The sequence below is a fragment of the Bacteroides sp. An279 genome (assembly GCF_002159615.1).
Lineage (GTDB): Bacteria > Bacteroidota > Bacteroidia > Bacteroidales > Bacteroidaceae > Phocaeicola > Phocaeicola intestinalis.
Genome location: NZ_NFJA01000092.1, coordinates 1 through 14,550 on the forward strand (window position 1 = coordinate 1; position 14,550 = coordinate 14,550).

8 protein-coding genes and 2 pseudogenes are annotated in these 14,550 nt (G+C 49.9%); 5 read left to right on the forward strand and 5 right to left on the reverse strand.

Annotated elements, in window-relative coordinates; translation table 11 throughout:
* Positions 1–462: 462 nt before the first annotated feature.
* From B5F78_RS13660 to B5F78_RS13675, 4 genes are all read left to right on the forward strand, one after another.
* Entirely contained in the window at positions 463–1,299 is an 837-nt protein-coding gene (locus B5F78_RS13660; RefSeq protein ID WP_087208632.1) for a peptidylprolyl isomerase, read from the forward strand.
* Positions 1,300–1,374: 75 nt separating this feature from the next.
* Positions 1,375–2,616 (forward strand): M16 family metallopeptidase, encoded by a 1,242-nt coding sequence (locus B5F78_RS13665; RefSeq protein WP_022040068.1) that lies wholly within the window; start codon positions 1,375–1,377, stop codon positions 2,614–2,616.
* The gene (locus B5F78_RS13670; protein WP_087406978.1) at positions 2,613–3,947 is read left to right on the forward strand and encodes an MATE family efflux transporter; all 1,335 of its coding nucleotides are present in this window, start codon (positions 2,613–2,615) and stop codon (positions 3,945–3,947) included. Before B5F78_RS13665 ends, B5F78_RS13670 begins: the two co-directional genes overlap by 4 nt.
* Before the next feature lie 138 nt (positions 3,948–4,085).
* Positions 4,086–6,581 carry a hybrid sensor histidine kinase/response regulator gene (locus tag B5F78_RS13675; RefSeq protein WP_087406979.1) on the forward strand — a complete coding sequence of 832 codons (2,496 nt, stop codon included), beginning with the start codon at positions 4,086–4,088 and terminating at the stop codon, positions 6,579–6,581.
* Positions 6,582–6,888: 307 nt separating this feature from the next.
* On the opposite strand, the gene B5F78_RS13680 is transcribed toward B5F78_RS13675, so the two are convergent.
* Entirely contained in the window at positions 6,889–8,106 is a 1,218-nt protein-coding gene (locus B5F78_RS13680) for a glycoside hydrolase family 88 protein (protein WP_087208637.1), read from the reverse strand.
* Positions 8,107–8,125: 19 nt separating this feature from the next.
* Positions 8,126–10,063: a glycoside hydrolase family 97 protein gene (locus B5F78_RS13685; protein ID WP_087406980.1), complete on the reverse strand. Its 1,938-nt coding sequence runs from the start codon at positions 10,061–10,063 to the stop codon at positions 8,126–8,128.
* Positions 10,064–10,229: 166 nt separating this feature from the next.
* On the opposite strand from B5F78_RS13685, the gene B5F78_RS13690 reads away from it, so the two are divergent.
* Positions 10,230–11,465 carry a DUF4861 domain-containing protein gene (locus B5F78_RS13690; protein WP_087406981.1) on the forward strand — a complete coding sequence of 412 codons (1,236 nt, stop codon included), beginning with the start codon at positions 10,230–10,232 and terminating at the stop codon, positions 11,463–11,465.
* Positions 11,466–11,834: 369 nt separating this feature from the next.
* On the opposite strand, the pseudogene B5F78_RS13695 reads toward B5F78_RS13690, so the two are convergent.
* From B5F78_RS13695 to B5F78_RS13700, 3 genes and pseudogenes are all read right to left on the reverse strand, one after another.
* Positions 11,835–12,341: pseudogene (locus B5F78_RS13695) on the reverse strand (glycoside hydrolase family 127 protein); the annotation flags it as partial.
* Complete coding sequence (locus B5F78_RS16905) at positions 12,251–13,897, reverse strand: hypothetical protein (RefSeq protein WP_239473474.1); 1,647 nt, start codon at positions 13,895–13,897, stop codon at positions 12,251–12,253. The pseudogene B5F78_RS13695 and the gene B5F78_RS16905, both read right to left, overlap by 91 nt.
* Positions 13,898–13,903: 6 nt before the next feature.
* A pseudogene (locus tag B5F78_RS13700) lies at positions 13,904–14,445 on the reverse strand (heparinase II/III domain-containing protein); the annotation flags it as partial.
* Positions 14,446–14,550 lie beyond the last annotated feature (105 nt).

A 14,550-nucleotide genomic window follows, 5' to 3' on the forward strand; every position in this document is an offset into this window, starting at 1 on the left:
CGTCAAGGCACGGAAACTTTTGCTGTTGTCTTTATGGTCGTGGTAATTCATGTCGCAAAGATACGCGTATGCGCGATATATAACAAATCTAAATTACATAAACTCTATTCAATGATTACTCACAGATAATAGTTAAGTTAAACTTGCATTTAAAAGCCCCCGGCTGCAAAGAGCGGTCGGGGGCTTTTGTTATCCAGAAATGCGTATCTTTTCTCTAAAAAATGTTTTCTTTATCCTGCCAGTGTAGAATCTTACAAATTTGTATTATCCATATATGACATCTGTCATACGTAACAGGCAAGTGAGCGTTTTTCCCCACATGCAGTGTGGGTTGTGTCCAATATAGCATCAATCCAAATGCATAATTTCATATCGCGCAAAGGATAACAACAAATTTCTACATCCAATTTTCCCAAAAACTGGATGCCTTTTCGTACCTTTGCACAGCAAACACCTCGAATTATGAGAAAAGCAATCTTTTTATTAACCCTGATAGCCTGCAGCATCGCCTGCACGGGCAATCGCAAAACGAACAAATTTATGACAAACGGAGACGAAACTTTGGTATGCCTGGAAACCACAATGGGCGACATTACCGTAAAGCTATACAATGAAACCCCGAAACACCGCGACAATTTCATCAAGCTGGTGAAAGAGGGCGTGTATGACGGCACACTATTCCACCGCGTTATCAAAAACTTCATGATTCAGGCAGGAGACCCCACCAGCAAAACCGCCAACGATACGGCTTCATTGGGAAGCGGAGACGTGGGTTACACTATACCGGCTGAATTTGTCGACACACGCTACCACAAGCGTGGTGCACTGGCTGCCGCACGCCAGCCCGACAACGTCAATCCTGAACGCGCCTCATCGGGATGCCAATTTTATATCGTGACAGGTAACGTGTTCAGTGAAGACCAGCTTATCCAAATGGAAAAAAACATCAACCAAGGACGTCTGGACACCATCTTCCAAAACCTCGCCCGCAAGCACATGAAGGAAATCTACAAGATGCGCAAGGCTAATGATATGGCTGGCCTGCTTGCCCTTCAAGACACCTTGGAAGCACAAGCCAAGGCACAACAACTGCAAGAAGGTATCCGCAGATTCACCCCCGAACAAATCAAGATTTACACAACAGAAGGCGGAGCACCCCATTTGGATGGCGACTATACCGTATTCGGTGAAGTAGTGGAAGGAATGGATGCCGTGGCACGAATTGAGGCAGCCAAAACCAACAAGGCAGACCGCCCGACGGAAAACATCCGTATCACCAAAGCAAGCATTATTAATTAATGAAGAATGAGGAATGAAGAATTTTCCATGCGGGCGAAGCGGTTCTTCATTCTTCATTCTTAATTCTTCACTTATATGATAAAGGTAAACCATTATACATTGGAAAACGGACTGCGTATTGTGCATAACGAAAACCGCTCCACCCAAATGGTAGCGCTCAATATCCTGTACAATGTAGGGTCGCGTGACGAAGACCCCGACCATACAGGATTCGCACATCTGTTCGAACACCTGATGTTCGGAGGTTCGGCAAACATCCCCGACTACGACACTCCCGTACAAAATGCCGGAGGCGAAAACAACGCCTGGACCAATACCGACATCACCAACTACTACATTACACTCCCCTACCAGAACGTAGAGACCGGCTTTTGGCTGGAGAGCGACCGTATGCTGAGCCTAGACTTCAGTCCTCAAAGCCTGGAAGTGCAACGGCAAGTGGTAATAGAAGAATTCAAACAGCGCAACCTGAACCAGCCTTATGGAGATGCCTCACACCTGCTTCGCGAAATGGCTTATCAGGATCATCCTTACCGCTGGCCCACCATCGGGAAAGAAATCAGCCATATCGCCAATGCCACACTGGAAGAAGTGAAAGACTTTTTCTACCGTTTTTATGCGCCCAACAATGCCATCTTATCCGTAACAGGACACATCCCGTTTGAAGACACCGTGCGTCTGGCACAAAAATGGTTCGGTCCCATCCCGGCACGCAAAATACCCGAACGCCACCTACCCACCGAACGGAAGCAAACCTCCGTCCGCCGGCTTACCGTAACGCGCAAAGTACCTATCGATGCCCTATATATGGCATTCCATATATGCAACCGGTTCCAACCCGAATATTACGTGTACGACCTCATCACCGACCTCTTGTCGAACGGCAGGTCATCGCGTTTTATCCAAAACCTGGTACAGGAAAAGAAACTTTTCGCATCCATTGATGCCTACATATCAGGAAGCCTTGACGAAGGATTGCTGCACATTACCGGCAAGCCTGCCGCAGGCATATCTCTGGAAGAAGCCGAAAAAGCCGTGTGGGAAGAACTGGACAAACTGAAAACGCCATCCGTCTCTGAAGCTGAGCTGGAAAAAGTGAAAAACCGCTACGAAAGCGAACAGATATTCAACAACCTGAATTACCTGAACGTAGCCACCAACCTGGCTTATTTCGAACTGATAGGCAAGGCAGAAGACATCAACCGCGAAGTAGACAAGTACCGGGCCATCACCACCGGACAAGTACAGGAAACTGCCCGGAAAACATTCGTGCCCGAAAATTGCAGCATTCTTTATTATAAAGCAAAAAACACATGAACACACACTACCGTGCCCTGCTTGGCTTAGGGCTTCCCATCGTTATCGGACAGATAGGCGTCATTGTGCTGGGCTTTGCCGACACAATTATGGTGGGACACCATAGCTCGGTAGAGCTTGCCGCCGCCAGTTTTGTCAATAATATGTTCAATCTTGCCATCATCTTCAGCACCGGGTTTGCTTACGGACTAACACCGGTGGTGGGACGGCTTTTCGGAGAAAAAAAAACATTCGAAACCGGACAAGTGCTAAAAAACAGCCTGCTGGCAAATACCGTGCTGGCGGCACTGGTATGTGCCCTGCTACTGGCACTCTACCTCAATCTTGACCGGCTGGGGCAACCCGATGAACTGATTCCCTATATGCGTCCGTACTTTATGGTACTGTTCGTCTCATTGCCGTTCGTGCTGTGGTTCAATGCCTTCAAACAATTCTCCGATGGTATCACCGACACGAAAGTGTCAATGTGGATCCTGCTGGGCGGAAACCTGCTGAACATCATCGGCAACTATATTCTCATCTATGGCAAACTGGGGCTTCCTGAAATGGGACTGACCGGTGCCGGACTTTCCACCCTCATCTCCCGCATCCTGATGGTAGTGGCATACGTGGTTTTGTTTTTCTTCACCAACCGCTACCGGCATTTCCGCAAAGGTTTCTCCACAGGCAAGATCAATCGGGCCGACTTCACTCTGCTCAACCGGCTGGGATGGCCCATTGCTGCACAGATGGGTATGGAAACGGCCTCTTTCAGCCTCAGTGCCATTATGGTGGGCTGGCTGGGAAGTACCGAACTTGCCACTTACCAAGTAATGATAGCCGTGTCGCAAATCTGCTTTATGATGTATTATGGCATGGGAGCAGCCGTATCAGTACGCATCAGCAATTTCTTGGGGCAACGTGATTTTTACAACGTGAACCGTACGGCTAATACAGGTTTCCATATCATTCTGGTAATGATAATCTGTACCTCCGTACCCATCTATCTGCTACGTCACCATATCGGCGGATGGTTTACCGATGATGCCTCTGTCAGCCTGATGGTGGCACAAGTCATTGTGCCATTCCTGCTCTACCAGTTCGGCGACGGACTTCAAATCAACTTCGCCAATGCCCTGCGAGGGATAGCCGATGTACGTCCAATGATGTTGTTCTCTTTCATTGCCTACTTTGTCATCTCACTCCCCCTTGGCTATATCTTCGGATTTACCCTCAATTGGGGCATCACGGGTATCTGGATGGCATTCCCGTTCGGACTCACCAGTGCAGGAATCATGTACTACCTCCGCTTCCGGTATAAAGTAAAGACACTGGACAATGCCCGTTATTAATTGTAAGCGATGTGAATCAGGAGTTAAAAGCCTAGAGTCTTGCTGATGAAACCGGTGCAAAAGGGTATCGGCACCTGACTACAACTTGATGTTAATTGCTAATTGTTAATTATTAATTGATAATTGTTAATTACAAAAATGTTTTCCACTTCCACTAAAATAGCATTCGGATTTATCCTGCTGACCGCCCTGCTTTTCGGTGCTATCGGCTACATCTACCGCCAAATGAACTTACTTACTGCCCCTACAGGCATTGAGGAAACCATCAGTGCACGCCGGAAAACAACCCATCAGATAGTAACCAAGCTCTACGATGCCGAGATTATCGGACAGACACTGCGCGCAGGCAGCCTGGACGAATATCCGCGCTACAGAAAAACAATGAAAGAAACCGGCGTACTCATCGACTCACTCCGCAACCTGCTGACCGACACCCTCCAGCAAGCACGTCTGGACACCGTAAGCTTACTTCTGAAACAAAAAGAATGGAACATGTTGCGCGTACTGGAAGTAATACGCGAAAGCCCTACCGATGAACTTTACCGCCAGCAGATAGACAGCCTCATTCTGCAACAAGACTCTATCCTGAGCGGCACACATGTGCAGCGCCGTATCGTAACACACCGCAATACCTACACCATCCATCATAAACCCAAGAAATTCTTCCGCCGGCTAGCCGACCTCTTTGCTCCGGGAAAGCCCGACTCTACCCATGTGAACAACGTTGTGCAAGAGGTATATACCGATACCATCGATGAAGCATACAATCCTGTCGATACCATCGCCAGTATGCTCACCACCATTCAACACAAGGTGTTCCAAAGCCGGCAAGAACAACAACGCACCCTTGACGTACGCATCAACCAGCTCCGCATAGCCGGAAACATGCTAAGCAAACGGGTAAACCAATTACTGGATACCATTGAAGCCGATGAACAGGCAGCCATGGAGCGCCGCGTAATGCACGAACACGACATCCGCCAGCAAGCCGCGCATACAATGGCTACCATAGCCATCCTTGCCGTACTGTTGGCACTGGTGTTTTTCATCATCATCTGGCGCGACATCACCCGAAGCAACCACTATCGTCACGAACTGGAAAAATCGAAGCAATATGCCGAAAACCTCCTTCTGGCACGCGAAAAACTGATGCTCACCATTACACACGACATCAAGGCACCCGCCGGTTCCATTATCGGATACATAGACCTGCTCATCCGCCTGGTGAACGACCGGCGCCAGCTGTTCTACCTGCACAATATGCAAAACTCGGCACGCCACCTGCTCGACCTTGTCACATCCTTGCTCGATTACCACCGGCTGGAAGCAGGCAAAATGGACCTGCATCCTGTCAGCTTCAATCCCCACGAACTATTCGATAATATTTACCACAGCTTTTTACCTATTGCCGAAAAAAAACAACTTGCTTTCATATTCGATGAACATGTAACTCCATCCCTGAACCTGGAAGGTGACCCCTTCCGTATCCGGCAAATAGCAGAAAACCTGCTGTCGAACGCGCTGAAATTCACAGAAAAAGGTTCTATTACCCTAAGCATCAGCTATAGAAATAACTCTTTCCAGTTCAGTGTGAAAGATACTGGATGCGGTATGACTTCCGAAGAACAGGCACGCATATTCCATGAATTCACCCGCCTGCGCAGCGCACAAGGGCAGGAAGGTTTCGGACTAGGCCTGTCCATTACACGCAAACTGGTGGAACTGCTGAAGGGAGACATCCACATCCAGAGCAGCCCCGGAAAGGGCAGCGTGTTCCACATATCGTTTCCCCTTCCCCTAGCCCAGACAATACGTCCGGAAACGACCGACCCCATCAGACTACATGCCGACAGGCAGGCACACATCCTGCTTATCGACGACGATCGTATCCAGCTGAATCTCACCGAAGCTATGTTCCGCAACCTCTTCGCACACCTTCCGGCAAGCCAAATCCCTTTCATACACTGCTGTACCCGTCCCGAAGAATTGTTCCGCCTGCTACAGTCGGAACCTGTCGACCTCATCCTGACCGATATCCAGATGCCAGTCATGAACGGTTTCGAACTGCTGAAGGAAATACGTAAGCAAGTCACACCACAAGCACACACCGTGCCCGTTATCGCCATCACCGCACGAAGCGACATGAGCGAAACGGACTTCCACACGCAAGGATTTGCAGGATGTCTTTACAAACCTTTCAACCAACAGGAACTGCTGAAGATATGCCAGCACACGCTGCATACCGACTGGCAAACCACTCCGGTTCCGACCAAACAATTGCCCGACACATCTATAGAAAAACGGTTCAACTTCAACCCTCTGACTGCTTTCTCGGAAGATGATCCAGAGGCTGCCCGCCAAATTATGAACACCTTTCTTGCCGAAACACAGAAAAACCGCGAACACATCCTACAAATACTGGAAAACGGCACCGTACGCCAGTTGGGTGAAATTGCCCATAAAATGCTGCCCACTTTCACAATGATAGAAGCCCGGCATGCACTCCCTTCGTTACTATGGTTGGAAACACACCGTGGAGATACCACCTGGAGCGAAGAAACGCGCACACATGCCGACAACCTATTGAAGTGTATCGATGAAGTGATGGAAGAAGCAAAACGGTTTACAACCTGAGAAAACTATTTCAGAGGCAGAAGATGGAATATTTCCCAATGAATCCGCAAACAGCCAATTTGGCAAAATGAGGATATTCTTTAAAAGAATAATATATAAAATTCACCACAGAAGGCACACAGAGTCTTTTCTATTTACGAGTTGACAATTTACTATTCCGACATGAAATCGTATATCGTAAAATCGGATAACAGCAAACAGATATTCTCCAGTGTCCTCTCTGTGGTGAATTGTTTTATCATTTACCGCAAAGATATACTTTTTAAGCCATAATCAAACTATCCGGCAAGAATAATCACCCACCTGCCTACAGTTTCATCTGCTTCAGCCTCATCAATGCTTCAATGTAATAATAATCGGCATAAATGATGGCTGCATCGATTTCGGAATGACTCGGATAATTTCCGGTGGAATGCAACAGGAAAGCCGGCTTGCTTTTCCCGCTACGGTATTTGTCCGAACTCAGGCTTTCCAGCATACAGACTGCAGCCTTCTTGTATTCCTGCCCCTTTTCCGGTGATACATATCCGGATAATTCAAGCAATGCCGAAGCTACTACACAGGCAGCCGAAGCATCGCGGGGCGCGTATGGAATGGCAGGGTCATTAAAATCCCAATAAGGAACATAATCATCGGGCAAATGCTCCAGATACACGTCTGCCACCTTTTGCACGAAATCGAGGAAACGCGGCTCTTTCGTTTCGCGATATACCACCGTATAGCCATAAATAGCCCATGCCTGTCCACGTGCCCACATGCTGTTATCGTCATATCCCTGATGGGTGACTCCCTTGACAAACTCGCCCGTCAAGGTATCATATACGGCCACGTGATACGATGTATAGTCGGGACGGAAATGATATTTCATCGTAGTATCGGCGTGGGACACCGCCATATCATACAGCTTTTTATCGCCTCCGTTCTTTGCCGCCCAAAACAACATCTCCAGGTTTATCATATTGTCCATTATGGTATTATGCCCACCAAACATGGCTACATTACGGGGCCACGAAAGCATGGTACCCACCTTCGGATTGAACAATGCCGAAAGGGCTTCGGCACTGCGCAAGATGGCTTGCCGATAAGATTCATTACGTGTCAGGCGGTAGCCATTCCCATAACTGCAAAACATCAGGAATCCCAAATCGTGGTCGTATGCAGGCTCATAGGTGAGATATTCTAACGAAGCGGTAAACTTCTCTGCCTCCTGCCGGATGGCAGGGTCGTTCGTATACTCATAATCATACCACAGGATACCAGGCCAGAAGCCGGCACACCACTCATCCTTTGTCACTTTGCTGCAGTACCAATGCGAGGCACTGTCGGCTATGTTCCGGGGCATCATCGTATAATCCACTCCCCCATCGCGTTGAGCCAGCTCGTCTAACGTGCGGCGCACCTGAGCATCACAATATGCCAATGCTTCGTCTGCATCAAACCGCCCGGACACATCGCCAGATTTTGTATCTGCACAAGCCGTCAGACAAACTAACCCGATTCCAATCAACCAATTTCTTGTTTTCATATTTTCCTTCTATTGTATGTTATAATAATTGTCCTTGATAAGATTCCACTTTTCTGTCATCCTGGTCCGACACGGGAACCAGGCGAACCGCCGCCCCTCCGCGTGGCTTCAAGGCAAAGCGCAACGCCTGTTTGCCATCAACCAACCATTCGGAACATTTCACTTGCGTACGCGTGCCTGTCTCTTCTCCACCGTCGGCATACACATAGGCAATGTATGTCTGCCCTTCATCAAGAAAAGACAAGTCAATCTGCCAGGAAGAAGCTTCGTTGTTACCCAACAGCCCTACGAACCAAGTCTTTCCGCTGCGGCGGGCTATGCTCACATACTTGCCCGGCTCCCCTCCCAAGACTTTCGTGTCATCAAACACCGTCTGCAACTGCTCGAACCACGTTATTTCGGGTTCGCCTCCATAGAACGAAGGCTTATCATACCAGAACAGTGTCTGCAACGGGCTGTAAAATACCAGCGATGCAGCCAATTGATGAGCGTGGGTGGTTTTCAGACGCTTGTCGTAATAACAGATGGTATAGTCTGCCGCCCCGTTTATCATACGGGTAAAAGGCAGAATGGTATTATGCGTGGCATCGGGAAACTCCTCGTTGCCATGGATGCCTTCCTGCGTCAGCAAGTTGGGATAGGTACGGCTGAAACCCGACGGACGGAACTCGTCGTGGATATTTATCATCAGCCGATTCTCGGCAGCATAGCGCACCATGTCGTGCAACCATACCGCCCAACGGTGGGAAGCATATTGCACAAAACCCGACTTCACGCCCACTACGCCCCATTTGCGCAGCAGCGGGAACAGCTCGCGCATCTGCTTTTGCAAGGCGTGCTGGTTGACGTAGAGCCATACCCCTACACCTTTCTTCTTCCCGTATGCTATCACCTTGGGCAAGTCGAGTTTGGACACCACCTGCGTGGCATCTCCGTCGAATGAAGTACAGGGCATATACCATTGCCAGTCGAACAACATATAAGGAATCTTGTGCGCCGCGCAAAAATCAATTGTCTCCATTGCCCCAGCCGTGGTAAGCGTGGTCTCGCGCATAATCTTGCCGGGCTTTATCCACGAGACATCGGCTATCTCGCACGGCGGGTTCAGATTTTGGATGATATCGTTATGCTCCAGCAATTCACCGGGCTTGTCCGCCACCATAATCACTTTCCACGGCGAAGCGAAGTAGGTCACGGCATCCACCGGACTGTACATCACCGACGTCAAGGTATTCGGCTTCTCCTGAGAGGTGAGAAACTTGGTCAGGCACCAGCCGTCTACATCGGCATCAGCCAATGCCATCCACGTTCCGCCGGGAAGTTCCAGCGTCAATGCACGCTCCACCGGCTGTTTGAGCGCATTCACATCCACGTGCTCGAACGGAGCCTGCGCCCACTGCTCCGCCCATGCCTTCGTGCCTTCGGGCAGCGCATATTCTGTCAAGTCACCCACGACCTTATGGAAGATGGCCTGCGGATGCTCAGGGAAGAAATAGCGGAAGGCGATGCCCTCATCATACGCACGTACCTCGATGTTCATCCGGTAACCCGAACCGTCCTTGCGCGACAGGTACAGCGTACCGCTATTGTGGCGGTCGCGCACCGTGCCCCGTTCGCCATATAGCGGATGCCATGTCTCGTCACAACTCCCGTACGACACCGAGTCAGCCTCCATCGTATCCATCCAGCAGTCGGGCTGGGGAAGGCTGCGCTTGCCCAACGCCATCTCCCATACCCGGTTGTCCAACTCCAGTCCTGCACGCGACGGACCAATCACCTTTTCACCTTTATAATACACTTGATAACAAAGCACATTCGCCCCCGAAGCCGAACGCGACACGTAGAACTCGACCTGCTGCGTTCCGTCAGGGGACTTCACTTCCAATTTCTCCGGTGCGGCAGCGTACATCGAAACGCCCGCCACACACATCATTATTCCTGCTACAAAATGTTTCATACGAATTTAGTCTTTTTGTCAAGGAATACGAACGAACAGGCAAAACCACTCAACCAAAATGCAATTATTTTTCATCCGAACGAATTTTTCTGCAAATCTGTTGGCTAAACGCAAGAAATCCATACCTTTGCCCCAAAGAAACAAACCTACTTAATATAAAAAACCTATGAACAAGATTGTACTTCTGACGGCAACGGCTCTGGGAGCCTGCCTGTGGGGATGCGGAAATCCCCAAACGGTCACCGTGACCGTAACCAACCCGCTCGATGCCGAACGCACGGGCGAAATGATAGAAGTGCCCGCCGCACAAGTGTTCCAATCGCTGAACCTGCCCGACACGGCACACATCATCGTCTGCAACGCACAAGCCCAGGAAATCCCTTACCAGCTTACCCACGACGGAAAACTGATATTCCCCGTATCGGTATCGGCAAAAGGAACCGAAGCATATACCATCCGGCAAGGGACACCGGCTGAAACCGACACCGTAGCATACGGAAGGCATTACCCCGAACGTCTGGACGACATAGCCTGGGAAAACGACCGCGCCGCCTACCGTGCCTACGGACCCGCCCTGCAACAGAAAGGCGAACAGGCATACGGCTACGACGTGTTCACCAAGAACACCGACCGCCTGGTAGTGGAAGACCGCTACGCAATGGAACTGGACACCGCGGCCTGGGCAAAAATCAACGCCCTGCGCAAGGCTGGCAAAAAACAGGAAGCCGACGAACTGGTACGTCAAATCTCCTACCATGTAGACCACGGCAACGGAATGGACTGCTATGCCGTAGGCCCCACACTGGGCGGAGGCACCTCGGCACTGATGCCCGACTCTGCCATCGTCTATCCGTATTGTTATAAAGAATATGAAATTCTGGACAACGGCCCGTTGCGCTTCACCGTGAAACTTACCTTCAACCCGCTGACGATAGGAAACGACACGGACGTAGTGGAAACCCGCATCATCCGGCTCGACAAAGGCTCGCAGCTGAACCAGACTACCGTAACGTATGCCAACCTGAGCCAACCCACCCCCGTGGCAGGAGGAATCGTGCTCCATGCCGCCAATGCCGAAGGCTATGCCCACAACGCACAGGAGGGATATATCGCCTACGCCGACCCTACCACCGAACCTCAATCGGACAACGGCATCGTTTATGTGGGTGCCGTATTCCCCGACACGGCGGTGCAGACCAAAGTGCAGCTCTTCGAAAAGCCCGCGGGCGATGCTTTGGGACACGTATTAGGAATCTGTACCTACCGTCCCGGCGACACCTTCACCTATTACTGGGGTTCGGGCTGGAGCAAATACGGCTTCGACACGGATGAATCGTGGACCGATTACCTGAAAGCCTATGCAAAACAGGTGCGCCACCCGTTGCAAGTGACCGTAAAGTAAGCTTTCCGGCACCTTGAAAAACATGTAAAATGCAATTCAGAGGTCTGAATCGGGCTTTGCAGACGTGCAAAATCCATTTCAGACCTCTGAATTTGACTTTGCAACACTTGCAAAGTCTGTTTTAGACCTCTAAAATCCATTTTGCACCGCTTCGAAAGCCGATTTAGACCTCTGAAAACCATTTTGCAAGTGGTGCAAAGCCTGTTTCAGACCTCTAAATTCCATTTTGCATCACTTCGAAGGTGCCAGTAGGACGAATTGTTTTGAAACGCAGATTTTCGCAGATTTGATTCACATTGAAATTTATAATCTGCGAAAATCCGCGTGAATCTGCGTTTCTTCATCATGCCGCTTCATTTATACGTTTACCTATTCTTTTATATCCCAATACACCACGTAACGCTGGCGATGCACATCGTAAAGGGGCAACACCGTCACGCCGTCTGCCGTGCGGAAGCGCAAACCGTCCTCCGAAATCCGCTGCACGCTGTTTTCGGGATGCCCCGCATCCCACTTCAAGCCGGTGGGCAACCCTTCGGGGATATGGTAATCGTAGGTGTAATAGTCGTTATACTTCGATGGGTCCGAATCGGGGGCAGGCGGCAACATTCCTTCCGTACCCAAGGCTCCGGCAAGCACCACCGGACCGTAGAGCAAGGCGGCGCGGTGAGGATTATCAGGCGCGGACTCCAACGTCAGGTGCATCGGATAGGTCGCTTCGATGCGGTCGCCATCCTTCCACTCCCGTTCTATCGCGATATACGAGCCGGGCTGCTGGCGTACCTTCACCCGCTTGCCATTAACACGGACTTGCACATCTTTGCTCCATGAAGGATAGCGCAGGCGGAACGTAGTGCGCACCGCTCTACCGGCTCGGCAGTCTGTACCTTTCCGGCGATGCCGTATTGCCAAGCCACTACGGTAACCTTTATCGGGAATCTGCTGCGAGGAGGTATCGGTGTAAAACGCAATTCATTGCCGCTTACTTCGGCGGGTCCCTCCTTTACGTAATAACGGACAGGCAACCCACAATCGGATTCCGCATGCAAAACGAGACGTTCCGTGCCATGCCGGACATCATTCAAGCTGGGAAACAATATGCTTTGCCTCTTCCCCTCTGTTATCCGAAGAGGAACTTTCATCTCCAACTCCTGCACCACACCTTTATACACTTTATCTCCCGGATGGCTTGCGACCAATGTAATGCTTCCGCTCCTCCGTGGATTATCCATCCCTATCCGGTTAAAACTGAGCACAAACGTTGTATCGTCCACTTTCTCAACCGGACCACACACACAATCTATACGAATAGTGCCTGCGGCATGTTCATCAGTCCTAACGCTGCGCGTACTGTCTGTAAAACAAGTATTCAAATGAAAAGTCACCCCGTCTGCATCAGGAGAAAAAGGCACAGATATACGTACGTGAGCTTTCGAATCATACTTCACCAACCCGCCCTTTTGTCTGATGCCGATGTATTGCATCCGCTTCCCCAGATGCTTGCGGTAACGGGCTTCGGTAAGCTCTGCCATCTCTTCATCGAAATACCAAAACGCATCGTGAGTATCGCCTTTATAATCCGAATAAGGAGCTGGTTCCGGACGCTTGCCTTCTACCGGACTCCAACGGGAAGCCAGCCAGCCTGCCCGTACATTTACCAGCTTCAGCTTACCCGAAGCCTCATCCAGCCGATGCTCCATTGCTTTTCCGATAAACAACGCGATATATGCTGTCGTCTCGTCCGCTACATCGAAATGTCCCCTGCCCGTATCGCACAAGAAAGAGATACAACTTTCGGGATACATCATGCGGAAAGCCAATGCCGGATTGACCCGCGCTTCCCACCATTCGTATTCACCTTCAATCATCAGCCCCGGTATGCCATCGATGTTCCGCGTGCGCCCCCATTCCAGATTTGCTCTCCCGTATCCGGTCAGATTGGTGCGCGGAGCATCGCCGTGTAAGGAAATGACAGCCAATGTCCGCTCCGGATTCCATGCGGCAAAGTTCCATGGGAAAGTAGCTTGCGCCGAGTGCCCTATCGGCACAATCGGCACGTCAACCAGTTCCGTATATCCGCTCACTTCCGCCAAGTCGGCAAGCATCTTGTCGAAAACTTCCTGTACACCGGTTGTCACATCCCACCGCTGGTCTAATTCAGGTGTAATCCATATCAAGGCAACTCCTAACCGCCCCATCGCCTCACGGAATGCGGAAAGATGAAACAACGTTTCTTCCGACATATTCTGTTGTCCCACCATTACCGCCTTCACCCGTTCGCACGCAGGAGGTATCCACAGGAACGCTTCCTGCGGTTCCCCTGTTTCTCTTGACACGCATCCTTTCACCTTTACCGACCATTGCCATTCGGCGGCGGAAAGAACAGTTCCACACAACAAACATATTAAACATACAATATCTAATTTTCTCATTCTACTCTATTTTTTATATTTCACATCCAACAAACCATTCTGATAATTCACATGCATTGCTTCGCCGTTCACAATCAAGCTGGAAGGACGTTTTCCCGAACGGAAAGACGCATTTACATAAGGTTGTCCGTCTATCCATAAGTTCAAATCTCCACCGGCTGCCTTTTGTACAAAAAACAACTTAGAAAGTGAAGCAAAATACGAAACCCCATCACGGCGCAATGCACTGCCATAAGCCAGGAACAGTTCATCCGCCTCAGTAGGATTATCTCCCTCCGGATAAGACACGGCAAACATATAGGCATCGGTTACCCAACCATCCGCTTCTATCCACGAATTGCTATGCATCAACCGTCCGTCTGCCAACTGGTTGATGTAAATGTCCGTCACTTTTCCCTTATTCCGGATGCGAAGTCCAATCCAGTCTTTTCCTTCCCTTCCCTTCGCTCCATAACCGGAAGCTCTTTTTGAGCCACACTGTCTTTCAAGATGATAGCCGTCAGTCCTTTTACCCTGTCAAACTTCCCAGGCAAATGCAATGAATAATAGAGTTTATGTAATTTAGATTTGTTATATATCGCGCATACGCGTATCTTTGCGACATGAATTACCACGACCATAAAGACAACAGCAAAAGTTTCCGTGCCTTGACG

Excerpts from the sequence above, each read along its gene's own strand:
- B5F78_RS13665 (WP_022040068.1), top strand. The coding sequence starts at position 1,375 with ATGATAAAGGTAAACCATTATACATTGGAAAACGGACTGCGTATTGTG.
- B5F78_RS13680 (WP_087208637.1), bottom strand. The coding sequence starts at position 8,106 with ATGAAAACAAGAAATTGGTTGATTGGAATCGGGTTAGTTTGTCTGACG.
- B5F78_RS13675 (WP_087406979.1), top strand. The coding sequence starts at position 4,086 with ATGTTTTCCACTTCCACTAAAATAGCATTCGGATTTATCCTGCTGACC.
- B5F78_RS13670 (WP_087406978.1), top strand. The coding sequence starts at position 2,613 with ATGAACACACACTACCGTGCCCTGCTTGGCTTAGGGCTTCCCATCGTT.
- B5F78_RS13690 (WP_087406981.1), top strand. The coding sequence starts at position 10,230 with ATGAACAAGATTGTACTTCTGACGGCAACGGCTCTGGGAGCCTGCCTG.
- B5F78_RS16905 (WP_239473474.1), bottom strand. The coding sequence starts at position 13,897 with ATGAGAAAATTAGATATTGTATGTTTAATATGTTTGTTGTGTGGAACT.
- B5F78_RS13685 (WP_087406980.1), bottom strand. The coding sequence starts at position 10,063 with ATGAAACATTTTGTAGCAGGAATAATGATGTGTGTGGCGGGCGTTTCG.
- B5F78_RS13660 (WP_087208632.1), top strand. The coding sequence starts at position 463 with ATGAGAAAAGCAATCTTTTTATTAACCCTGATAGCCTGCAGCATCGCC.